General features: G+C 42.8%; 23 protein-coding genes and 1 pseudogene. 17 read left to right on the forward strand and 7 right to left on the reverse strand.

Going from position 1 to position 23,649, the window contains the following annotated elements; all coding sequences use genetic code 11:
• Window positions 1–44: 44 nt before the first annotated feature.
• The 6 genes from tsf to Q0192_RS06810 all read left to right on the forward strand — a co-directional run bounded on the left by tsf (window position 45) and on the right by Q0192_RS06810 (window position 5,452).
• On the forward strand, window positions 45–896 hold the full coding sequence (gene tsf / locus Q0192_RS06785; protein ID WP_299288016.1) for a translation elongation factor Ts: 852 nt from the start codon (window positions 45–47) through the stop codon (window positions 894–896).
• 62 nt (window positions 897–958) lie between these two features.
• On the forward strand, window positions 959–2,077 hold the full coding sequence (gene nagA, locus Q0192_RS06790) for an N-acetylglucosamine-6-phosphate deacetylase (RefSeq protein WP_299288019.1): 1,119 nt from the start codon (window positions 959–961) through the stop codon (window positions 2,075–2,077).
• A 30-nt stretch (window positions 2,078–2,107) separates the two neighbouring features.
• Window positions 2,108–2,812 (forward strand): UMP kinase, encoded by a 705-nt coding sequence (gene pyrH, locus Q0192_RS06795; protein WP_299288021.1) that lies wholly within the window; start codon window positions 2,108–2,110, stop codon window positions 2,810–2,812.
• Window positions 2,813–2,890: 78 nt separating this feature from the next.
• Window positions 2,891–3,454, forward strand: coding sequence for a ribosome recycling factor (frr, locus tag Q0192_RS06800; RefSeq protein WP_299288024.1), 564 nt, complete (start codon window positions 2,891–2,893; stop codon window positions 3,452–3,454).
• Between the two features lie 75 nt (window positions 3,455–3,529).
• Window positions 3,530–5,284 carry an ABC transporter ATP-binding protein gene (locus Q0192_RS06805; RefSeq protein ID WP_299288027.1) on the forward strand — a complete coding sequence of 585 codons (1,755 nt, stop codon included), beginning with the start codon at window positions 3,530–3,532 and terminating at the stop codon, window positions 5,282–5,284.
• Window positions 5,285–5,296: 12 nt separating this feature from the next.
• On the forward strand, window positions 5,297–5,452 hold the full coding sequence (locus Q0192_RS06810) for a hypothetical protein (protein ID WP_299288029.1): 156 nt from the start codon (window positions 5,297–5,299) through the stop codon (window positions 5,450–5,452).
• 2 nt (window positions 5,453–5,454) lie between these two features.
• Here Q0192_RS06810 and Q0192_RS06815 read toward each other — a convergent pair whose 3' ends face one another.
• On the reverse strand, window positions 5,455–5,928 hold the full coding sequence (locus tag Q0192_RS06815) for a universal stress protein (RefSeq protein WP_299288031.1): 474 nt from the start codon (window positions 5,926–5,928) through the stop codon (window positions 5,455–5,457).
• A gap of 157 nt (window positions 5,929–6,085) precedes the next feature.
• Between Q0192_RS06815 and Q0192_RS06820 the strand changes: the two genes are divergently transcribed.
• Window positions 6,086–7,153 carry a branched-chain amino acid aminotransferase gene (locus tag Q0192_RS06820; protein WP_299288034.1) on the forward strand — a complete coding sequence of 356 codons (1,068 nt, stop codon included), beginning with the start codon at window positions 6,086–6,088 and terminating at the stop codon, window positions 7,151–7,153.
• A 146-nt stretch (window positions 7,154–7,299) separates the two neighbouring features.
• Here the strand turns inward: Q0192_RS06820 and Q0192_RS06825 are convergent, their stop codons facing one another.
• A complete protein-coding gene (locus Q0192_RS06825) occupies window positions 7,300–9,120 on the reverse strand; it encodes a hypothetical protein (RefSeq protein WP_299288037.1) in 1,821 nt (606 codons plus the stop codon).
• A 208-nt stretch (window positions 9,121–9,328) separates the two neighbouring features.
• On the opposite strand from Q0192_RS06825, the gene miaB reads away from it, so the two are divergent.
• From miaB to groL, 7 genes are all read left to right on the forward strand, one after another.
• Window positions 9,329–10,747 carry a tRNA (N6-isopentenyl adenosine(37)-C2)-methylthiotransferase MiaB gene (gene miaB / locus Q0192_RS06830; RefSeq protein WP_299288071.1) on the forward strand — a complete coding sequence of 473 codons (1,419 nt, stop codon included), beginning with the start codon at window positions 9,329–9,331 and terminating at the stop codon, window positions 10,745–10,747.
• Window positions 10,748–10,754: 7 nt separating this feature from the next.
• Window positions 10,755–12,029 carry a sigma 54-interacting transcriptional regulator gene (locus Q0192_RS06835; protein WP_299288039.1) on the forward strand — a complete coding sequence of 425 codons (1,275 nt, stop codon included), beginning with the start codon at window positions 10,755–10,757 and terminating at the stop codon, window positions 12,027–12,029.
• Window positions 12,030–12,068: 39 nt separating this feature from the next.
• Complete coding sequence (locus Q0192_RS06840; RefSeq protein ID WP_299288042.1) at window positions 12,069–12,578, forward strand: LptE family protein; 510 nt, start codon at window positions 12,069–12,071, stop codon at window positions 12,576–12,578.
• Between the two features lie 19 nt (window positions 12,579–12,597).
• Complete coding sequence (locus Q0192_RS06845) at window positions 12,598–14,226, forward strand: hypothetical protein (protein ID WP_299288045.1); 1,629 nt, start codon at window positions 12,598–12,600, stop codon at window positions 14,224–14,226.
• Between the two features lie 11 nt (window positions 14,227–14,237).
• Window positions 14,238–14,588 (forward strand): preprotein translocase subunit SecG, encoded by a 351-nt coding sequence (secG, locus tag Q0192_RS06850; RefSeq protein ID WP_299288048.1) that lies wholly within the window; start codon window positions 14,238–14,240, stop codon window positions 14,586–14,588.
• Window positions 14,589–14,831: 243 nt separating this feature from the next.
• On the forward strand, window positions 14,832–15,107 hold the full coding sequence (locus Q0192_RS06855; RefSeq protein ID WP_299288051.1) for a co-chaperone GroES: 276 nt from the start codon (window positions 14,832–14,834) through the stop codon (window positions 15,105–15,107).
• A gap of 57 nt (window positions 15,108–15,164) precedes the next feature.
• Complete coding sequence (gene groL / locus Q0192_RS06860; protein ID WP_299288054.1) at window positions 15,165–16,805, forward strand: chaperonin GroEL; 1,641 nt, start codon at window positions 15,165–15,167, stop codon at window positions 16,803–16,805.
• 374 nt (window positions 16,806–17,179) lie between these two features.
• Here the strand turns inward: groL and Q0192_RS06865 are convergent, their stop codons facing one another.
• Both Q0192_RS06865 and Q0192_RS18735 read right to left on the reverse strand, forming a co-directional pair.
• On the reverse strand, window positions 17,180–17,350 hold the full coding sequence (locus Q0192_RS06865) for a hypothetical protein (protein ID WP_299288056.1): 171 nt from the start codon (window positions 17,348–17,350) through the stop codon (window positions 17,180–17,182).
• Between the two features lie 28 nt (window positions 17,351–17,378).
• Complete coding sequence (locus Q0192_RS18735) at window positions 17,379–17,576, reverse strand: DUF2752 domain-containing protein (RefSeq protein ID WP_366518142.1); 198 nt, start codon at window positions 17,574–17,576, stop codon at window positions 17,379–17,381.
• A gap of 60 nt (window positions 17,577–17,636) precedes the next feature.
• Between Q0192_RS18735 and Q0192_RS06875 the strand changes: the two genes are divergently transcribed.
• Window positions 17,637–19,067, forward strand: coding sequence for an L-serine ammonia-lyase (locus Q0192_RS06875; RefSeq protein WP_299288077.1), 1,431 nt, complete (start codon window positions 17,637–17,639; stop codon window positions 19,065–19,067).
• Window positions 19,068–19,120: 53 nt separating this feature from the next.
• Here Q0192_RS06875 and Q0192_RS06880 read toward each other — a convergent pair whose 3' ends face one another.
• From Q0192_RS06880 to Q0192_RS06890, 3 genes are all read right to left on the reverse strand, one after another.
• Entirely contained in the window at window positions 19,121–19,780 is a 660-nt protein-coding gene (locus Q0192_RS06880; protein ID WP_299288059.1) for an SGNH/GDSL hydrolase family protein, read from the reverse strand.
• Window positions 19,781–19,854: 74 nt separating this feature from the next.
• Entirely contained in the window at window positions 19,855–20,583 is a 729-nt protein-coding gene (lipB, locus tag Q0192_RS06885; RefSeq protein ID WP_299288062.1) for a lipoyl(octanoyl) transferase LipB, read from the reverse strand.
• Between the two features lie 110 nt (window positions 20,584–20,693).
• The gene (locus Q0192_RS06890) at window positions 20,694–21,350 is read right to left on the reverse strand and encodes a 4'-phosphopantetheinyl transferase superfamily protein (RefSeq protein ID WP_366518143.1); all 657 of its coding nucleotides are present in this window, start codon (window positions 21,348–21,350) and stop codon (window positions 20,694–20,696) included.
• A gap of 57 nt (window positions 21,351–21,407) precedes the next feature.
• Here Q0192_RS06890 and dcd point away from each other — a divergent pair, with 57 nt between their 5' ends.
• Window positions 21,408–21,944, forward strand: coding sequence for a dCTP deaminase (dcd, locus tag Q0192_RS06895; protein ID WP_299288065.1), 537 nt, complete (start codon window positions 21,408–21,410; stop codon window positions 21,942–21,944).
• Window positions 21,945–22,025: 81 nt separating this feature from the next.
• A pseudogene (locus tag Q0192_RS06900) lies at window positions 22,026–23,649 on the forward strand (TonB-dependent receptor); the annotation flags it as partial.

The raw sequence follows: 23,649 nt of genomic DNA on the forward strand, positions 1-23,649 counted from the left end.
CAGTGGAAAGCTTTAATCCCTCAACCTTATTAAATAAAAAAGATATGTCAACAGTACAAATTTCTGCGTCAGATGTAAACAAATTACGCCAACAAACCGGAGCCGGAATGATGGATTGTAAAAAAGCACTGACTGAAACCAATGGTGATTTTGAAGCAGCTATCGATTTTTTAAGAAAAAAAGGCGCTAAAGTTGCTGCAAGCCGCCAGGACCGCGAATCAAACGAAGGTGTGGTTATCGCGCGTACCAATAATGATAACACACGCGGCGTTTTGATCGAAGTAAACTGCGAAACCGATTTCGTGGCTAAAAACGCTGCTTTTATCGCTTTTGCCAATGACATTGCCAACCGTGCAGTTGATGAAAAACCAAGAAGCATTGACGAACTGGTAGCTTTAGGTGTTGATGTGGATAACGACCGTTTAACCATTGCCGATGCGATTTTAGACCAAACCGGTAAAATTGGCGAGCGCATTAGCATTTCTAAATACGAAGTTTTGGAAGGCGCACGTGTAGTACCTTACATCCATGGAAATTACCGTTTGGGCGTTTTGGTTGCTTTAAACCATGTTGCAGAAGGTGTTGACGAAGCCGGAAAAGACGTTGCCATGCAAATTGCAGCCATGAATCCGGTTGCTATTGATAAAGGTGATGTGGACGCTTCTACGATTCAACGCGAACTGGAAATTGCAAAAGAGCAAATTCGTGCCGAAGGAAAACCTGAAGAAATGGTAGAAAAAATTTCTCAGGGAAAACTGAACAAGTTTTACAAAGATTCCACTTTGCTAAACCAGGAGTTTGTAAAAGATTCTTCCAAAACTGTTTCGCAGTTTTTAAACACGGTTGATAAAGGGCTAACGGTAACTGCTTTTAAAAGAGTTGCTTTAGGCTCGTAAAATATTTCAAATCCCCGCCAGCCAGCGGGGATTTTTTTTGTGCTTTTTTTATCGGTTAAAAAATGATCACCTCCTTTTATAACTTAAAACTGGTAACCAACGGAACAATTTCCGAAGGCAAAGTAGTTTTGGTTGAAAATGGTTTTGTTTCGGACGTGATCGGCCAAGACCAATTTTATACCGATAAAAACAGTATTGATCTGCAAGGCGCTTACCTTGCCTCAGGTTTAATTGACTTGCAAATTTACGGTAGTGGCGGAAAGTTGTTCGGTGGAAACCCAAGCGAAGCTGCTTTACAGCAAATGGAAAACGATTTGCTGCAGCAAGGTACAACCGGTTTTTTTGCCACCATTGCTACGAACACAACCGCTATTGTGGAGCAGGGAATTGAAGCCGCAAAAACATACCGTAAAAACAGTATCGGCAATTTTTTGGGTTTGCATCTAGAAGGGCCGTTCCTCAACCCAAAACGAAAAGGTGCACACCCGGAAGAACTCATCCAAAAAGCCTCGGTAGCCGAATTAAAACATTGGTTTCACCTTGCCGAAGGTGAAATTAAAATGATGACGATTGCGCCCGAATTACAGGACGAGGAAGTGTTGGATTTTCTGGCGCAGCAAAACATTATCCTTTCTGCCGGCCACAGCAATGCTTCTTTTAGCCAGGCAAACCGTTTTTTAAAATCTCCCGTAAAAGCAGTTACGCATTTATACAATGCCATGCCGCAAATGCACCATCGAGATCCGGGTTTTATTCCCGCTATTTTTGAGCAAAAACCTTTTACCAGCATTGTTCCTGATGGGATTCATGTTGATTTCCCCATGATCCGTTTGGCCAAACGCGAACTGGGCGAGAAGCTTTTCCTCATTACCGATGCTGTTACAGAAACCAAAGAAGGTATTTATCAGCATCAATTTAACCAAAACCATTTTATAATGCCGGACGGAACTTTGTCTGGTTCGGCGTTAACGATGCTGAAAGGCGTTCAGAATTGCGTTGAATATGCTGATATTTCATTGGCAGAAGCAATCAACATGGCATCGCTTTATCCGGCACAACTATTAAAAGACGAAACAAAAGGCCAGGTTAAAAAAGGCTGCCGTGCGGATTTCATCATATTTAATGCTGATCTCGAACAGGTGCATACTGTTTTTAACGGGCAAATTTTAGCAAATCCTTAACCTAAATCCTAATTAATTATTTGATCCATTATGAAATACAAAAGAATCCTCCTGAAACTAAGCGGCGAATCCCTGATGGGCGACCGGCAGTACGGCATTGACAACAAACGTGTTTTACAGTATGCAGAGGATATCAAAAGTGTGTTTCATTCGGGCATTGAAATAGCGGTTGTGGTGGGCGGAGGAAATATTTTCCGCGGGTTGAGTGCCGAAAAATCAGGCATGGAACGTGCACAAGCCGACTATATGGGCATGTTGGCCACGGTTATCAATTGTATGGCGTTGCAAAGTGCATTGGAAGGGATCGGGATAGAAACCCGTTTGCAATCGGCCATTAAAATGGAACAGATTTGCGAACCTTACATCCGCCGCCGAGCGATGACGCATTTGGAAACTGGCCGCGTAGTGATTTTTGGTGCCGGGACCGGAAACCCTTATTTCACAACTGATACGGCCGCCTCTTTACGTGCTATTGAAATTAAAGCAGATGTAGTTTTGAAAGGTACGCGTGTTGATGGCATTTATTCTGCCGATCCGGAAAAAGACCCGAACGCCGTACGTTACGATCAAATTTCTTTTCAGGAGGTTTACGATAAAGGTTTAAACGTGATGGACATGACGGCCATTACTTTGTGCCAGGAAAACAAGCTGCCCATCATTGTTTTTGATATGAACAAAGCAGGCAACTTCCGTAAAATTGCGGAAGGTGAAGCCATCGGAACTTTGGTACACTAATTTTAGGGGCATAAAAACAGCATCAGCATTAATCTTTTTTGACCAGTATTTTTACTTTTGCAAAAACTAAATTAAGCAATGAGCGAACTCATTAAGAAACAGTTAAAAGACACCAAAACTCATATGGACAAAGCCATTGAGTTTTTAGATAGCGAATTAACGAAGGTTAGGGCAGGAAAAGCTTCGCCAGCGATGTTGGAAGGCGTTTATGTGGATTATTACGGAACTGCTACACCTTTAAGCCAGGTTGGTACCGTAAATTCTCCTGATGCACGTACTTTAGTGATCCAACCTTGGGAAAAAACCATGTTAGGGCCGATTGAAAAAGCAATCATCGAATCTAACCTCAGCCTAAACCCACAGAACGACGGACAGATTATCCGCATTAACGTTCCGCCGTTAACCGAAGAACGCCGCCGTGATTTGGTAAAACGCGTGAAAGCCGAAGCAGAAGGCGGCAAAGTTACCATCCGCAACCTGCGCAAAGACGCCAACGAAAAGATCAAAAAATTAAAAACAGAAGGCGTTTCGGAAGATGACATTAAAGTAGGCGAAGGCGAAGTGCAAAAACTGACCGACAGCTACATTATCAAAGTTGACCAACTGGCCGAAACAAAAGAAAAAGACATCATGACGGTTTAAACAACTGTCATATCAATCCAATTTAAAAGAGGGAATAGACTAAGCGTTGTTCCCTCTTCGTATTTTTAAAAACTTATGAAATTATTAGTCAGTTACTTAAAAAGCCACCGCATTTACGTATTGATAGCTTTACTGCTTGCCGCTATTAACCAGGGGTTTTCTTTGCTGGACCCGTACATAACCGGACGTGTTTTTGATAACTACATTAACAAAGCTCATGTATTGTCCCGCCATCAGTTTATTTTCGGTGTACTTGGTTTAATCGGTTTGGCTGTGGGGGCGGCAATGGTGTCCCGCATTGCCAAAAACTTCCAGGATTATTACACCAACATCATCACCCAAAAAGTTGGTGCAAAAATGTATGCCGATGGGCTGGAACATTCGTTGAAATTACCGTATCAGGTTTTTGAAGACCAGCGTAGCGGAGAAACTTTAGGCATTTTACAAAAAGTAAGACTGGATACAGAAAAGTTTATTACTTCTTTTATCAGCGTTTTATTTGTGAGCCTGATTGGGATGATAGCGATTATCTTTTATTCGTTAACGGTAAGCTATAAAGTTACCTTGGTTTATTTTGCGGCTATCCCGGTCATTACTTTTGTTAGTATGGTTTTAAGCCGCAAAATAAAAACGATCCAAACAAAAATTGTAAAGCAAACTACTGCACTGGCTGGTTCTACAACCGAATCTTTAAGAAATATTGAACTGATTAAAAGCTTAGGTTTGGCCGGGCAAGAAATTAAACGGCTTAATAAAACCACTTATCGGATTCTTGATTTAGAACTGAAAAAAGTAAAATATGTGCGCAGTATGAGCTTTGCGCAAGGAACAACTGTAAATTTTGTCCGCAGTACCATGGTTGTGGTTTTATTGATTTTGATTTTCGAAAAAACCATTTCGCCCGGGCAATATTTGTCTTTTCTGTTCTATTCCTTTTTCCTGTTCAACCCTTTGCAGGAACTGGGCAACGTCATCCTTTCCTGGCGCGAGGCCGAAGTTTCTTTGGGCAACTTCAAGCAAATCCTCAACACAGATATTGATGTAAAACCTGCCAATCCCGTTCATCTGCCAAAAATCAACACCTTAACTTTTGAGCAGGTAAGTTTTCGGCATTTAACCGGCAACCGAAACGCCATTACCGATATTAATTTTAGTGCGGAGAAAGGCGAAACGATTGCATTTGTCGGCCCTTCCGGCTCCGGAAAAACAACGCTGGTGAAAATGCTGGTTGGTTTGTACCAGCCTTTAAGCGGAAAAGTACTGTACAATAACATCAGCAGTTCTGAGATTGATTTAGACCAATTGCGCGAGAAAATTGGTTTTGTAACCCAGGATACACAGCTTTTTTCGGGAACGATACGCGAAAACCTGCTGTTTGTACAACCCAATGCAACGGATGAAGAATGTATGGGCGTATTGCGCAAAGCAGCCTGCTATAATTTACTGGCCCGTGCAGAACATGGGTTGGACACCGTTATCGGCGAAGGCGGCGTAAAAGTTTCGGGCGGAGAAAAACAGCGTTTGTCCATTGCCAGGGCTTTATTGCGGAAACCGGATTTACTGGTTTTTGATGAAGCAACTTCCTCTTTGGATTCGATTACGGAAGAAGAAATCTCGAAAACGATACGCGATGTTTCCGATCAGCAAAACCACATTACGATTTTGATTGCGCACCGTTTGTCCACCATTTTACATGCCGACCGGATTTATGTTTTGGAAAAAGGCCACATCATCGAATCGGGCAAACACACCGAACTGCTGGATTTAAAAGGCTTGTATTACGCCATGTGGCGCCAGCAAATTGGCGAAAGAACGGAAGCGGAAGTTTAGGTTTTTGCCATTTTGACCGAAGGGAGAAATCTTCTTCAAGTATTGCTTACCAATTTTTACCCGATAAAAGAAGCATTAGAAAATAACTTCAGTAAGAAGAAGATTTCTTCCTTCGGTCGAAATGACAACGTATTTTCAAACATCCCAACTACTTCTTTTATCGCCTAAAATTATTTCTCCTTTAAAGGAACAACCAGCACCGGGATTTCCGAATGGCGCGAAACATCTTCGGCAACGCTGCCGGAAAGCAAACGGTTAAAACCGCTGCGGCCGTGCGAGCCAACCACAATCAAATCTGCATTAAATTTGATGGCGGTATCAATTAAGACGGTTGCCGCATCACCGTTTTCCAAAAACTGTGTGATGTTATGCTCTTCACCGTACATCGCCACAAAACGCTGCATTACAGTTTTGGCCGATGATTCCTGTGCGTCTATTATTTCCATTGGCGGTAATGTCGTGTTTAACATGTCCATTTCCCCGCCTACCAGTCCCGAATTTACCGGCGCAATCATGATCGGTTCTACCACTTCTACCAAACCAACTGCTGCGCCAAGCGATTTGGCCAAAGCAAACCCGTAAGCGGCTGCTTTTTCGGATTGCCGGCTGTCATCAATCCCAATTAATATCTTTCTAAATTCCATAAGCTGTGCATTTATAATACATAGATAAGATTTTTAGGCGAAATTTTTAGTGCTAAAAGAAGCATTGAAACACGTTCCTTCAACTCCGTTCCCCGCTCCTCAAAAAACAAACAAAAAATTGTAAATTGCAGGCGGTAACAATTCAATTTTAAGCATCATGGTTTCAGATACGCTCGACATACAAATCAGCAAAGCAGCAACTTCCCGTTTATCCACAATCAATTTTGAAAATTTAGTTTTCGGAAAATCCTTTAGCGACCACATGTTGGTGGCCGATTATGCCGATGGCCAATGGCAAAACTTCCAGATTTTGCCTTATGGCGAAATGATGATGAGCCCGGCCATGTCTGTTTTGCATTATGGGCAAACTTTTTTTGAAGGGTTAAAAGCCTACAAATTAGCTGATGGCCGCGTTTCTATTTTCCGCCCTAATAAAAATGCTGAGCGTTTTAACAAATCTGCCGAGCGTTTGTGCATGCCGCAACTGCCCGAAGATTTGTTTATACAAAGCATTGCCGCACTGGTAGAAGTTGACCAGCAGTTTATCCCAAACAAAGCAAACCATTCGCTGTACATCCGTCCGTTTATGTTTGCTACCGAAGCTGCTTTGGGCGTTCACCCTTCTTCCACCTATCGGTTTTGTGTGCTAACTTGTCCGGTTGGCCCGTTTTTCTCTAAAAATTTAAAGGTTAAGGTGGAGACCGAATTCTCCCGTGCCTGCGATGGCGGGTTTGGGTTTGCCAAAGCCGCAGGCAATTATGCAGGCTCGATGTTGCCGGCAAAAAAAGCAGCGGAAGAAGGTTTTGACCAGTTGATCTGGACGGATTCGCGCGAACATGTGTATGTGGAAGAGCTGGGCGCGGCAAACATTGTTTTTGTGATAGACGGAAAAATGGTAACGCCATCAACCCGCGATACCATTTTAAAAGGCGTAACCCGCGATTCGATTTTAGCATTGGCCCGCAGTTGGAACGTGCCGGTGGAAGAACGCCGCGTTGCCGTAACCGAAGTTTTGGAAGGCATAAAAAACGGAAAATTGACCGAAGCTTTTGGTGTTGGCACGGCCGCAACCATTACTTCTATTGTTGAAATTGGTTTTAACGGAGAAATTTTCGCATTGCCCAATCCGGCAAAAGGCGAATTTGCACCTAAACTGCGCCGTGTTTTGGACGACATTAAATACGGCCGAACCGAAGATTTAAACAACTGGAATTATATCGTATAAAAGAAGCATTGCAATAACGGCTTGCGAATAGTCAGTCATTCTGAACTCGTTTCACAATCTATCAGGACATTGATTTTATGCCGATAAAAGAAGTACCAATCACGAGGTATCCTGAACAAGTTTAGGATGACAAGAACCTAACTATTTCATCCCCGTGCTTCTTTTATCGCCCTTTTTTTGATGCGCTTTAACCGGCGCATTTTTCTTTTCTCCTGGCGTTCGGCTTTTTGCGCAACCCGTTCCTGCTTGTTCTGCTTGTAGTCGGCCGCTTTTTGCCGCAGGTTTTGTTCGATCTCTGCCGATAAACCAATGGATTCTTTGATGCCAGCATAAACCGAACGCCAGAGCAAACCCAAATAAGAACTATTTTCGGGCCGTTGATAAACCACATTGGCCACGCGGACAGAATCGTTAAACCGCGGATTGTCCCGGATCAGCACAAAAGCATTGGCCAAAATTGAAACGAAAGGCATTTTTTTAAGGCTGCTTTTTTCGTCCTTCCGCAACAGCATCACATTCAAATCATGGTACAAAAACGTAACCTTGCCCGTCGCTTTTTTGGCGTTGGTCTGCATGTCAAAATTTAACGCAGTTACAATGCCGTTTGTAAATTGGATCAAGCCCAATGGTTTGGTGGCCGGGTTCAGGTTCACCAAATTCATTGATTTTAAGTTTCCTTTGTAAAACAACGTATTGGAAGTATCTGCCGGATCAAATTGCAGCCGCAGATCCAGCTTGCCGTAACCCATCAAATATGTGGAAAAATCTGCCGTTAACTTTCTATTCGTTTGCCCGATGGTGTCTTCGCCAGCAACAATATTGCTGATCTTACCGCTTAACTTTCCAAACGTAATGGCACCGCGCAATTTGGTTTTGGCATTGATTTCCGTGTAAACCACATCCAAATCATAAATGCGCACAGTTTTAATATTCATTGTTCGATGCACGTTTTTAAGCAGTGCATACAAACCGCTTTTCGAAAAATCCGTTGGCTTTCTGGGCAAAGTTCCGTTGAAAAAAACTTCGGCTTTGTTTCCGTAAACGTTGATATCCGCAGCAATAAATTTGCGGTAACTGATAAAGTTGTGGTAATCAAAACGGTTAATGACTACCGAATCCGTTATCAAATTAACACTTCGGCGTGCCAAAACTTCATTTGCTGTTGCTGATTTTATAGGCATAAAAACAGCATCGGCAATTTTAACGCTGGCTTTTTCGCTCGAAAATGTAAGCGAATTGGCGCGGTACTGGTACAAACCATTTGCCGTAACCCCATGATAATTGTGGAACACGGCCGTAATATCTTTAAAAAAATTAAACCTTGTTTTGTCAGTTTGACTGGAAGAATCTATCAGCAAATCCGTTCCGGTAACGTCAACATCTTTTAAACGGGTAATTTTGGTTTGGTTGTTCAGATCTTCCTGGTACAGCAAATCAATATTCGTAAACAACAACTGCCCGATATGAACGCTTTTTAAAGAACCGGAAATGCGTTGGTAGAACGTTTTTTTGCCGCTGTCGGGCAAATCGTGGTTGCGCACTTGTCGGTAAATAATTTTAAGCGAAGGGTTTTTTAGTTCGATGGCATTGATAACCAATTGATTTTTAAAATACAAATCATACGGATGGACGTGTTTCAACACAATCTTATCAACCGATAAATTGTATAAATTATTTGGCGCCGTGCCTGCTTTTTTTAGGCGGTCATAAACAGCAAGGTCAGGTTTTAGCGTGAGGTGGTCAATCACGATAAAACCGGGAAGCACATGCAAACTGCTGTTGGCAAAATCAATTTGGTACAAACCGTTGCTCAGCTTAAAAACCGTGCTTTTTAACCGGGTTGAAAGGACCGGAGAGAAATAAATGTTTAAAATCAAACCGATCAGCAGTATCAAAAACAGCAAAGCCAGCAAGGGCCAGCCAATTCTTTTAAACCACTTGTTACCAATCAAATTTTTAAACGTCATCCGGAGTTATCTTTCTACTGCTTGCTTATACGCTTAAATAGCACAAATCTGTACAAGATATAGAAATAGTTTTTAAAAAGCAGCGTTCCTTTGGGGATTGCGGCATTTAAACCAGCCGGAAAAATTACAATGGCTTGTTCTGCAAATGCTGCCAAACTGTCATTTAATTAAACAAGATTTTCTTACTTTTGCCTTCTCAATTTTTTAAATAATGAATTTGGATCTTCCAACCAGTAAACACAATGAAAGCCGGCAGGGCGAAGCGTTGGTGCTGGATAAACCGGTGCTGAAAAATAACGGACGCAAGTTGTACATTGAAAGTTACGGCTGCGCCATGAATTTTTCTGACAGCGAAATTGTGGCTTCTATTTTGGCCGACCAGGGTTTTGAAACCACTGCTGATTTTAAAGAAGCGGACGTAATTTTTATCAATACTTGTTCTATCCGCGAAAATGCAGAACAACGCGTGCGTAACCGGCTGAAAGAATTCAAGGTTTCCAAACAACGGAACCCGGGAATGGTGGTTGGCGTTTTGGGCTGCATGGCCGAGCGTTTAAAAGCCAAATTTTTGGAAGAAGAAAAACTGGTTGACGTTGTGGTTGGCCCAGATGCTTACCGCGACCTGCCGAATTTAATTGAACAGGTGGACAGTGGACAAAAGGCCGTAAACGTATTGCTTTCCCGCGAAGAAACTTATGCCGATATCAGTCCCGTTCGTTTAAACAGCAACGGCATCAACGCTTTTGTTTCGATTATGCGCGGCTGCGACAACATGTGCTCTTTTTGCGTGGTTCCGTTTACGCGCGGCCGCGAACGTAGCCGTGATGCTTTTTCTATCGTAAAAGAATGCGGCGATTTGTTCAACGCCGGTTATAAAGAAGTTACGCTGCTTGGCCAAAATGTAGATTCTTACAAATGGACGAGCGAGGAAGGCATCACCCTAAATTTTGCCGGTTTGCTGGAATTTGTCGCTTTGATCAACCCAAAACTGCGCGTTCGTTTTTCTACTTCGCACCCAAAAGATATTACGGATGAAGTGTTGTACACGATGAAAAAGTACGATAACATTTGCAAATACATCCACTTACCGGTTCAATCGGGCAACAGCCGGATTTTGGAACTAATGAACCGGACTTATGACCGCACATGGTACATGAATCGGATTGATGCGATCAGAAAAATCCTTCCTGGTTGTGCCATTTCTACCGATGTGATTACCGGTTTTTGTTCGGAAACGGAAGAAGAACACCAGGAAACGTTGAGCATGATGGATTACGTGCAGTACGATTTTGCCTACATGTTTATGTATTCGGAACGGCCGGGAACTTTGGCAGCAAAAAGATATGCAGATGATATTCCGGAAGACATAAAAGGCCGCCGACTGCGAGAAATAGTTGATAAACAGCAAGCACATTCCCACCTTCGTTTGTTAGAACAAATTGGCGAGGTACAACAGGTTTTGATCGAGAAGCGTTCTAAAAAATCAGCATTGGATTACAGCGGACGAAGCGATAAAAATGCAACCGTGGTTTTTCCGGCAGATGACCGTTTTAAACCAGGCGATTATGTAAACGTTTTGATCGAAAAATGTACAACGGCCACCTTGATCGGTAAAATTGTAGGGTAAAAACAGTATGGAGATACAGGAAATAAAACAGCGGTTTGGCATCATCGGCAATTCTCCTTTGCTTAACCGCGCCATTGATATTGCAAACCAGGTTGCGCCAACCGATATTTCAGTGTTGATTACCGGCGAAAGCGGCAGCGGAAAAGAAGTTTTTTCGCACATCATCCACCAAATGAGCCCGCGGAAACATGGCCCTTTTATCGCGGTAAACTGCGGTGCCATTCCCGAAGGAACCATTGATTCTGAACTATTTGGCCACGAAAAAGGCGCTTATACCGGTGCCATCGGCGAGCGGAAAGGTTATTTTGAAACCGTAAACGGCGGTACCATTTTTTTGGATGAAATTGCCGAAATGCCTTTGGGAACGCAAGCACGTTTGCTTCGGGTTTTAGAATCGGGGCAATACATTAAAGTTGGCTCTTCCAAAGTCGAAAAAACCAATGTGCGTGTTATCGCGGCAACCAATGTGGATGTTTATGAAGCGGTAAAATCAGGAAAATTCAGGGAAGATTTGTATTATCGGTTGAATACAGTGCCGCTTCGGATTCCACCGCTGCGCGATCGGAAAGAAGATATTTATTTGTTGTTCCGAAAATTTACGGCTGATTTTACAGCCAAATATCGTTCGCCGCCCATCCAAATGAACGAAGAAGCGCAGCAAATGCTGGTCAATTACAGCTGGCCGGGAAATGTGCGCCAGTTAAAAAATATTGCAGAACAATTAGCGGTTTTAGAGCGCGATCATACCATTTCTGCGCAAAGCTTGTTGCAATATATCCCGCAGGAAAACAGCGGCAGCAATTTGCCAATGCGCATCAACCAGCAAAAAAAAGACGATTTTTCTGAACGTGATATTTTGTACAAAGTGCTTTTTGACATGAAGCGCGACATGACGGATTTGAAGAAACTCGTCGTTGACATCATTGAACATGGCGGCGTTTCTGATAATTATGCAGGAAATCCGCAGGTTTTAAACCAGTTGTACCGCGATGTGGAACTGGAAAACGACCATAATCAAAACCCAAACCAGCTTCACCAAAACCATCAGCAGGAACCCACTTTAACCATTCAGCAACCTATCGTTCAGAACAACAACAATAAAGAACTGAATATTACACATGAGGCCGAAGAAGTGGAAGAATCACTTTCGCTGATGGAAAAAGAATCAGACCTGATCAAAAAAGCACTGAAAAAACACAAAGGCAAACGCAAATTTGCGGCGCAGGAACTGGGCATTTCTGAACGGACTTTGTACCGGAAAATCAAAGAACTCAATTTATAAAAACCATCAAAAGCCTAAAAAGGCAATGCTTCTTTTACCATGAAAAAATACGTGCTGCTGCTGATTGTGCCTTTGCTGTTCCTGTTTCAATCTTGCGGCGTTTATTCGTTAAGCGGAGGTTCGGTTGGCGCATTAAAAACCGTAAACGTAATGTATTTTGAAAACGTTGCGCCTTTGGTCATCAATAATTTAAGCCAAACTTTTACCCAGGCATTGCAAGACCGCATCCGTACGCAAACCCGTTTAAGTACCGTACGCGGCGAGGCAGACGCAACGCTGGAAGGCCGCATCACCAACTATTCCATTGCGCCAACCGTTTTGCCGGCCAACACCACCAACACTGCACCGATTGTGAACACCAACCGCTTGACGATTACGGTTACTGTAAAATACACCAACAGTTTAGACCCGAAACAGAGTTTTGAGCAATCGTTTCCGCGTTATAAAGATTACCAGGGCGATATCGGGACGCAGGAACAAGCCCTGATAGCAGCAATTGTCCAACAGTTGACGGAAGATATTTTTAACCGGGCTTTTGCAAATTGGTAAGCTAAATCGTTTTTCAACCGTGGATCAGATACAAAACGCGCCAACGCCCGAAATTTTAAAAAGCTTAATTGCCAATCCGGTTGCTGCAAACTTCAATCATTTGGAAGTTTTGGAAGCGTTGGTGCAGCTTTATCCGACTTGCAGTATTTTCCACTTGCTGCTGGCCAAAGCGGCACAAAGCAGCGACTCGGAAACAGCGGCAAAAATGTTGCAAGCTGCCGCGGCAAACGTTGCCAACCGCGAAGTTTTGTTTAAGCTGATCCATCAACCCAAATTATTGGTTGCAGCAAAACCAGAAAAGCTGTTTCCGCCGGTACAAATCCCGCAAAAAGCAGAAGCTTATAAACCCAATGCTTCTTTTGCAACGGTAATTTCGTTATCAGATGACAATGAAGTTTTGGTTTCGGAAGAGATTGTTCCTCCGATAAAAACGGATGCTTCTTTTACCGATGAAAAATTGGTGTCCGAAGATCATTCAGAATTGGTTGATGCCGAAACCGAACCAAAAACTGATGCTTCTTTTACCGGCAAAAATTTGGTATCCGAAGAGCAATTAACAACCGTTGAGCCTGGCATCGAACTAAAACCGGAAGAAGCGATGGCTGCCGAAAACGACCTTCGCGTAGAAGATGTCAGCTTAAATTTTATCAATACAGATGCACAAGTTGAACAGCCTGCGGAATTAGGAACCGAACCGGTTTTGGTTGAAGGAACGCCGGAACCATTTTCGATACAGGAAGATATTCTCCAGGAAACCGGCCCTTCTTCAACGCCCAATACTGCTTCCAACGAAATTGACGAGGAGGTTTTTGAGGAGATCATGGCGATTGAGGACATGGATTTTAAGGCGGTAAAAACAGTATTGCCGCAAAAACCTGAATTTGAACCTCAGCCTGAAACCCAACTTCAGCCTGAAATTAAAACAGAAGAAAAACCGGCTTTCACCATTCAGGACAAGGCGGAAAAAGATATGCTGAGCAGCATCGCTTCTATTGATTACTTTACTTTTAACAACAAGTTCGGGCAAAACCAAACGCCTTCTGTTCAGGAAAAAGCGGCATCAGAAAAAGTTGAAGATAAGCGGGAAATTGTTTTGGCGAAACCGGAGCCATCGGAACAAACGGAACAAGAAACGGTATCAAAATACCACGATGACAAAATGCCCTACACGTTTATGTGGTGGCTGGACAAAACCCGGAAAGAATACGCCGGAACTTACCAGCCTTACGTAAAAAACCAGCAAAACGAAAAGGCAAACACCAGTTTGAGCGTTGGCCCGGAACTACACCAGCAATACATTGAAAGTATTTTTCATACCAAACCGCCGCACGAAATGGCGGAAAACAGTTTGCCGCCCGTGATCGAGCCGCCGGTAAAACGCAAGGAAGACCAGTTGATCGAGCGTTTTATCATCCAGGAACCACACATCCATCCGCCCAGCAGCGATAAACTCGACACGGAAAACAAGGCTAAAAAAAGCTCTGAAGACGGAGATATTTTGGTAACCGAAACGCTGGCCAAAATTTATTTTGACCAAATGCTTTACCACAAAGCCTTGGATACGTATAAAAAGCTGTTGTTGAAGTTTCCGGAAAAAAACCGTTACTTTACCGCCCAAATTGAACTGATCGAGAATAAAATAAATTAACAATCCCCCAAATGTATTTAGTACATGTTATCCTGATTATTATTGTGTGCATCCTGCTTGGCTTGATCGTATTGATCCAAAACCCTAAAGGCGGCGGTTTAAATTCTAACTTTTCGAGTTCAACGCAAATGATGGGCGTACAAAAAACCGGCGACTTTTTAGAAAAAGGCACCTGGGTTTTGGCCATTGTGCTGATGTTGTTTTCGCTGGCCATTAATGTGGTTGCCAAAAGCGGCCCGGCAAGGGCTACCAAAATTCAAAACCAGGAACAAATTGAAAAAGCCTCTAAACCAACAGCACCGGTTAGCGGTCCGCTCAATTTGCCTCCGGTAACCAGCCCGCAGGCTCCAGCAAAAAAATAGGTATAAAAACAGTATCAGCAAAAAAGCTTTTGGACAACCGGAAGCCTTTTTTGTTTCCTGCCCTTTCTGCCAGGATGGCACGTTCATTTATTTTTTAAAGGGCTTCCTCTATTTTTAGAAACGCAATTTTGACAAGTTGAAACCGCTGTTAAGCCAATATGTGCATAAAAACGCCTTTGGCACAGTTGCTGTTAAACCGTCATTAAAATATTTTTATCTAAAACTAAAAATTCAAAAATAACTATGTCATTAAACATCAAACCAATTGGAGACAGAGTAGTGGTAGAAGCTGCCGCTGCTGAAGAAAAGACTGCATCCGGTATTTTCATTCCTGACACTGCAAAAGAAAAACCACAACGCGGAACCATCGTTGCAGTGGGCGAAGGCAAAAAAGATGAGCCTTTAGTTGTTAAAGTTGGCGACCAGGTTTTATATGGCAAATATGCCGGTACTGAAATTACTTACGAAGGTAAAGAGTACTTAATTATGCGCGAATCAGACGTTTACGCTGTATTGTAAACCGAAAAGATTTCTATTAAAACGATTTATTTCAATAAGTAAAAATTCAAAAATACAATGGCAAAACAAGTTAAATACAATGTAGAAGCACGCGATGCTTTAAAACGCGGTGTTGATATTTTAGCTAATGCAGTTAAAGTAACTTTAGGCCCCAAAGGACGTAACGTTATTATCGACAAAAAATTTGGTTCCCCAATCATCACCAAAGATGGTGTAACGGTTGCTAAAGAAATCGAACTGAAAGATTCTTTAGAAAATATGGGCGCACAAATGGTAAAAGAAGTGGCCTCTAAAACTGCTGATATTGCAGGCGACGGAACAACTACGGCTACTGTTTTGGCGCAGGCTATCGTTACAGCTGGCATTAAAAACGTGGCCGCCGGTGCAAACCCAATGGATTTGAAACGCGGTATTGACAAAGCTGTTGCGGCTGTTGTTGAAGATTTGAAAAAACAATCTCAAACCGTTGGCGAAGACAATAACAAAATCAAACAAGTTGCTTCTATCTCTGCCAATAATGATGAAGTGATTGGTGCTTTAATTGCCACCGCGATGGAAAAAGTTGGTAAAGATGGTGTAATTACGGTTGAAGAAGCAAAAGGAACTGAAACTGAAGTGAGAACTGTAGAAGGTATGCAGTTTGACCGTGGTTATCTTTCCCCATATTTCGTTACCAATGCCGATAAAATGGAAGCGGAATTAGAAAACCCTTACATTTTGATCTATGACAAAAAGATCAGCAGCATGAAAGAATTGTTGCCGGTATTGGAAAAACAAGTTCAAACAGGCAAACCATTATTAATTATTGCTGAAGATTTAGACGGAGAAGCATTAGCAACTTTGGTTGTGAATAAAATCCGTGGCTCGCTGAAAGTTGTTGCTGTTAAAGCGCCGGGTTTTGGTGATCGCCGTAAAGCTATGTTAGAAGATATCGCTATCCTAACCGGCGGAACGGTAATTTCCGAAGAAAGAGGTTACAAATTAGAAAATGCCGACCTTTCTTATTTGGGCACTGCCGAGAAAATTGTGGTTGATAAAGACAACACAACTGTAATTAACGGTGCAGGCCAATCCGAAGAAATCAAAAACCGCGTTAACCAAATCAAATCTCAAATCGAATCAACTACTTCTGATTACGACCGCGAAAAACTGCAAGAACGCTTGGCCAAATTATCTGGTGGTGTTGCTGTATTGTACGTTGGTGCTGCTACCGAAGTAGAAATGAAAGAGAAAAAAGACCGTGTTGATGATGCTTTACATGCTACCCGCGCTGCGGTTGAAGAAGGTATCGTTGCCGGTGGTGGTGTTGCTTTCATCCGCGCGGTAGATTCTTTAAAAGATTTGAAAGGCGAAAATGAAGACGAAAACACAGGTATCCAAATTATCCGCCGTGCGATTGAAGAACCATTGCGCCAGATTTGCGAAAACGCAGGTATCGAAGGTTCTATCGTGGTACAAAAAGTAAAAGAAGGAACTGCTGATTTTGGTTACAATGCCCGTACCGATAAATATGAAAACTTAATTGGTGCCGGTGTTATTGACCCAACTAAAGTAGGCCGTGTGGCTTTGGAAAACGCAGCTTCTATTGCAGCTATGTTGCTGACAACGGAGTGCGTTTTGGCTGACGACCCTGAAGACGAAAAAGGTGGCGGCGGTATGCCTCCAATGGGTGGCGGCGGTATGGGCGGCATGATGTAATCAGCCGTTTCATCACTGTACACTTTTTAATACATTTAAAAGCCTGTCTAATTTAGTAGACAGGCTTTTTTGTTTAATACCAATTTTTGCAAGGTAAAAGAAGCATTGCTTTAGCTAATTGTTAAGAAATTTTAATTTCAGCGTTAATCAAGCGATTAAATGTTTAAACTTATATAAATATGACAGAATAAGAAATTACAGGCACTAAGTTTGTATTGTAATAGACATGAAACAATTACTTGTAAAAAAGAACCACTACAAAACAATCATAATTGATTGGGTTGCATCAGAAGTTCCGACGATATTATTTTCTTTGCTGTAAGTTTGATTGCCGTTACGCTTTATAAATAATTTTAATTGCCTTTTTAAAATTTTTATAGCTGCTGTTTGGCCTTGATCTCTAAATATTTGTTGATGGTGCTTGCCGTTAAATCTTTAGGATCGCACAAAATAGAATGAATACCATACCGGTTTAATTCTTTTACAATTAATTTCTTCTCGTACAAAAACTGTTCTGCAATCGTTTTGATGTAGATTTCTTCCACATCTCCGGCCGGTTGTTCGGTTATTTTTTTAATTCAGTATTTTTTTAAAAAACACCGCTAAAAGAAGTACCGGAACCGCTTTCGGATAATAAAGCCGGCTTTCCGCCCAGTTTCCCTTTAACAAAGCCATCAAAGAGCGCTGAAAACCGCAACCCGGACAATCAATTCCCGTTAAATGTTTAAACGGGCAAGGCAGCAAAAAACGGTTCGTCCAGCTTTCGGTCATGGTTATTTCAACAGCAACAATGCCTGCTTTACATCGCTTTTAAAAATAGTAATTTTGATGATGCAAAAAGAGCAGATCTCTGTTTTTGATATGTTTAAAATTGGTATTGGGCCGTCCAGTTCGCATACCTTGGGGCCGTGGCGTGCGGCACAGCAATTTGTGCAATTATTAGAAAATTTGGCACAATTACAACAGGTTACACAAATCAAGATCCTGCTTTACGGTTCTTTGGCGAAAACCGGAAAAGGCCATGGAACCGATATTGCCGTATTGTTGGGTTTAAGCGGAGACGATCCGGTTACGTTTGATGTGGATCAAATCGAACCAAAGATTGAAAACATTCAGCAAAGCCGACACTTAAATTTAGGTGGTAAAAGAAGCATCCGTTTTTCGTACGAAGACGACCTGCTTTTTTTGATGGGTAGCAGTTTGCCTTTTCACCCAAACGCCGTTACTTTTCAGGCTTTTTTGGAAAATGGAAAAGCTGTTAGCGAAACTTATTATTCTATCGGCGGTGGTTTTGTGGTGAACGATAACGGCACATCTTCTGCTGCAAAACCTGAAGTTGATTTGCCTTTTCCTATCGAAACTGCCAATGATTTGCTGCACTGGTGTTTAAAGACCGGCTTAAAAATCTCCGATATCGTGATGGAAAACGAGCTGGCCTGGCGCAGCGAAGAAGCAACCAAAGCGGGCGTACTGCAAATTTTTGAAGTGATGAAAGGCTGTTTGTACCGCGGCTGCCACACTTCCGGCTATTTGCCTGGCGGTTTGAATGTTGCCCGCCGTGCTGCCCGAACAAACAAGCGTTTGTTGGGCGATGATGTTTACCACGACTACGAAAGCTGGACCAGTGCCATCAAACAAAAAAGCAACAGCTTTCCATACACTTTGGATTGGGTAAGCTGTTTTGCTTTGGCGGTGAATGAAGAAAATGCTGCTTTCGGACGCGTAGTTACGGCGCCAACCAATGGTGCGGCAGGCGTTATCCCATCTGTTTTGCAATATTTATTAATTTTTTGTGATAAAAACAGCATTGGCCAAACCATCCGTTTCTTGTTAACGGCTTCCGAAATTGGCAGCATCTTTAAAAAAGGTTCTACCATTTCGGCTGCAATGGGCGGCTGCCAGGCAGAAATTGGCGTTTCTTCGGCGATGGCAGCAGCAGCTTTAACCGAATGTTTGGGCGGAAGCCAACGCCAGGTTTTGATGGCTGCAGAAATTGCGATGGAACATCACTTGGGCATGACTTGCGACCCAATTGGCGGTTTGGTACAAGTTCCATGCATCGAACGCAACACGATGGGCGCGATCAAAGCGATCACGGCTTCGCAATTGGCTTTGCAAAGCAATCCGGACAATGCACGCGTCAGTTTAGATGCCGTAATAAAAACGATGTGGGAAACTGCGCAGGACATGAACTCGAAATACAAAGAAACTGCCGATGGCGGTTTGGCCGTTCAAATCCCGATTTCGATGCCGGAATGCTGATTTTTAGGTGGTAAAAGAAGCATTGGCTTCCTGTTTAAAAACACAAAATCTACTTATTGCTTCAACCCTAAAACCACCTGTGGCAATAATAACTTTACCCACATCAAATACATCAGGCCGGAAGGATGCAGGCCATCGTTGGCCAGTAAAGTTTGATCGCTTGCGGCCAAACGGGAAATATTGGTGATGTTGAGGTAATTAACGCCCAAACGTTTGCTTTCCCTTTCGTTGATACTGTTGAATTGGTCAATCTGTGTTTTGATGGTTGCCAAGTTACGTCCGCTGGAGCCAGCATAAGGCGTAACAGACCAATCCGGAATGGACAACACAAACACATGTTTTAAATTTCCCTTTGCATACTTAATGGACGTGTTTACCAGTTCGTCAAAGTCAGTACGGTAAGTTGTGGTATCGCCGTTTTGGTATTGATTGTTTACACCGATCAGCAAAGTAACAAAGCTGTATTTTCTGGTGATGGCAGAATCAGCAATGGCGCGTTTCAGGTCAGCCGTTGTCCAACCGGTTTGCGCAATAATCTTGGGGTTTGCCGTGCGGTAATTATTGTTGTTTAACTGTGCCGTTAATTGAAAAGGAAAAGATTGTGTGTACGGCACCGATTGCCCAATGGTATAAGAATCGCCCAAAGCAAGGTAAGTTAAGATGGAATCGGCCGGGGCATTAACAATTGGCGCAGCAACCGTAGTTTCAGGCATTGTTGCTGAAGCAATTTGCTGTTTTTTGCAACTTGTAATAACTACAATTGCGATAAATATACCTGCTGCTAATTTCATACGATCTCCATACCAAATAATACGGAAATATGCTGTTTCAGGATTTTCTTTACGTCAACAATACTTACTGCCACGCCTAACTCGCCTTGCATCGAGGTTACCGCTTTGTCTTCGATCCCGCAGGGAACAATATTTTTAAAATAATCAAGATCAGGGTTAATGTTGAAAGCCAAACCATGCATGGTAACCCAACGGCTGCAGCGCACACCCATCGCACAGATTTTGCGCGCCTTTTGCGGATCAGCGGCATCCAGCCAAACGCCAGTATATCCGGGATAACGTTCGCCTTTAATACCGTATTCGGCTAAAGTTAAAATCACGGCTTCTTCCAACGTGCGCAGATATAAATGAATATCGGTGAAGAAATTATCCAAATCCAAAATCGGGTAAACCACCAACTGGCCCGGCCCGTGGTAAGTAATATCGCCGCCACGGTTGATCGGGTAAAAGTGCGCCTGCTTTTCTTCCAGTTGTTTTTCGGACAATAAAAGATGGTCCTTTTTACCACTTTTGCCAAGTGTATAAACATGCGGATGCTCACAAAAAATTAAGTAATTGGGCGTTACTGTTTTTATGCCGGTAAAAGAAGTATCGTCTTCCCCGCGCTTGCGGCTTTCGGTTTTGAGCTTTACGGTTGAAGCGAAAAGGGTTTCCTGCCTGTCCCAAGCTTCTTTGTAATCAACCAAGCCCCAATCTTCAAAAATAACTTCCTTGTTTTTGCTCATAGTTTGAAAGTTGATAGGTTATGGTTAATGGTTCATGGTAAGAAGCACAAACTGATAAAAGATGAAGGGTTGAAAGGTAGCTGACCTCTGATAGCTGATTGCTGACGGCCTCACGCCTCTTTCGCATAGCCAATCATGTACTCGTTAAACTGAAAATAGGCTACTTCAAAATTTAAATTTACCATTTCGTTTTTGATCGTGGCATGAAAAACCCCGGCTTTATGGTAATCAAAAGCATCCAGGTAAATATGGTTTAAAAAGGAAACTTCTTTTCGCCCATAACATTTGTAAATGGCTTCTTTGGCGCACCAGCAAATGTACAATTGCATAATCCGGTGTTTGGGTTGGATAAAAGCCAGTTCGTCTGGGCGCAAAAACTTCTTTACAATGCGCTCTACTTTTTGGTCAACCCGCTCAATATCAATGCCAACCGGTTTGTTTTTGCTGATCATCACTGCCGCATAATCAAAACTATGGCTGAAAGAAATGTGATAAGGAATGGAGGTTAGATACGGTTTGCCATGCTCGTCGGCGCGGCAGTCAATGTATTCTTCCGTGTTCAGCATCTTGCGCAGCAAAACCCGTGTGCCCAGCCAGTGCAAATACCGTTTGCTGTTGCTTAACTTTTGCAGGTACGATTGCTCTTCTTCGTCCAGTTGCAATTGCTGGTACAGTTCTTCGGCGTTTTCTTCGATCTTCCAAAGGGCAAGTTCGGTGTCGTCATCCACCTTTTTACGATAAGCAATCCCCATGAAGTAAAGTTGCAAAAAGGATGGCAATATATTTTAAATAATTCTAATTTAGGTTCTGCATCTTCGCACACTATGATTCTTTCAGACAAATTGATTTTACAGGAAATTGAAAAAGGGACGATCATCATCGAACCTTTTGACCCCGCTTGCCTCGGCACCAATTCTTACGATGTTCACCTGGGAAAATACCTGGCCACTTACCGCAACCGGGTTTTGGATGCCAAACAGCATAACGAGATTGATCATTTTGAGATCCCGAAAGAAGGCTTTTTGCTTCAACCTAACACTTTATATCTCGGCGTAACGGTTGAATATACCGAAACGCACCGCCATGTCCCGTTTTTGGAGGGTAAAAGCAGTACGGGCCGTTTGGGGATTGACATCCACGCCACGGCCGGCAAAGGCGATGTGGGTTTTTGCAATACCTGGACGTTAGAAATCTCGGTAACGCAGCCGGTGCGTATTTATGCAGGAATGCCTATCGGACAATTGATTTATTTTGTGGTGGAAGGCGAGATCAAAACGTTATACAACACCAAAGCCAACGCCAAATACAGCAAACCCACCACGCGCCCGGTTGAAAGCATGATGTGGAAAAACAGCTTTTAAGTTTGTGATTTAACTTTTACGATAAACTATTTGGCAGCAAAACCAGTTATGTTTATTACTTGTTTTCTGTTTTCTAACCCTATGAAATTTAAGCGCTTAATCCTTGTTTCCCTGCTGTTTTTATCGGCAGGTTTTGTTGGTTTTATTGCAAAGCAAGAGGATGACCCTTTAAAAAAGATCCTCACCCAACTGCAAAAACTGACCGATAATTATCCAACCGAAAAAGTTTACCTGCAGTTGGATAAACCGTATTATGCCATTGGCGATATCATTTATTTTAAAGCTTACACAACCGTTGGCAGCAAGCACCAGCCTTCGGCCTTGAGCAAAATTTTGTATGTTGATTTGATCAACGAAAAAGATTCTATCAAACAATCTTTGCGTTTGCCATTGACGGCTGGTTTAAGTATAGGCAATTTTACTTTGGCCGATACCTTGCACGAAGGGAATTACCGCATCCGCGCTTACACGCAGTACATGCGCAACTTTGGCGAAGATTACTTTTTTGACAAAACCATCAGCATTGGCAACGCCATCAGCAATACTGTTTTTACCAGTGTAAATTATAAGTTCTCGAACGAAAATGGTGTGCAGCGCATCAATGCCATTATCCATTATGCCGATCTGGACAACCATCCTTACGCCAACCGGCCGGTAACTTACAATGCACAACTGGATTTTCGGACGGTTTTGAAAGGAAAAGGCGCAACCGATGCCGACGGAAACCTCAGCATCAGTTTCAGCAATACGCAGCCGCAACTGTATAAATCGGGTTTGATTACCACCGGCATTACGATGGAGGATAAAAAAATAGTGGTAAAAACAGTACCGGTTAAAGCAACATCGAGCGATGTAGATGTGCAGTTTTTTCCAGAAAGTGGCGATCTGGTCAACGGCATCCGCAGCAAAGTTGCCTTTAAAGCGGTTGGTGCCGATGGTTTGGGCGTGGCCGTTAAAGGCAGCATTTTTAACAGTGATAAAGTTGAAACCACCAAAATCAACACACAGCATTTGGGAATGGGCATTTTCGCCATGACCCCCGAAAGCGGCAAAACTTATACCGCCCGCATTACTTTTCCGGATGGTTCTGAAAAGAGCTTTGACCTGCCGAAAGCTTCCGAACAGGGCTTTAACCTCAGCATCAACAATGCTGATCCTGAATTTATCAACCTGCGTATTTCTGTCAGCAACGAAACTTTTAAGCAGAAGCAGAACACGGATATTATGGTGGTTGGCCAATCGGCCGGCGAGGCTTATTACACAGCCAAAAGCAAGCTGGAAAGCCAGTCGTTTTCGGCACGCATCCCAAAAAGCCGTTTTCCTTCGGGGATTGCCCAGTTTACGCTGTTTACGCAGGAAGGCGAGCCTTTGAACGAGCGCATCGTTTTCATCCAAAACTCTGACCTGTTAAATATTGCCGTTGCTTCGCCCGAAACAACTTCGCCCCGGCAAAAAGTAGATTTAAACTTTACCGCGATAAACAAAGCAAAAGCACCGGTTGTAGGCAGTTTTTCGGTTTCGGTAACGGATGAAACAAAAGTTCCGGTAGATGAAAATAAAGAAAATACGATCATCTCCAATTTACTGCTTACATCTGATATAAAAGGTTATGTAGAACAGCCAGGCTATTATTTTAACCAGGTAAACGAAAAAACACAGGCCGATCTGGATGTTTTGATGCTGACGCAAGGTTACCGCCGTTTTG

Origin of the sequence: uncultured Mucilaginibacter sp., from assembly GCF_937859865.1 — a bacterium.
Classification (GTDB): domain Bacteria; phylum Bacteroidota; class Bacteroidia; order Sphingobacteriales; family Sphingobacteriaceae; genus Mucilaginibacter_A.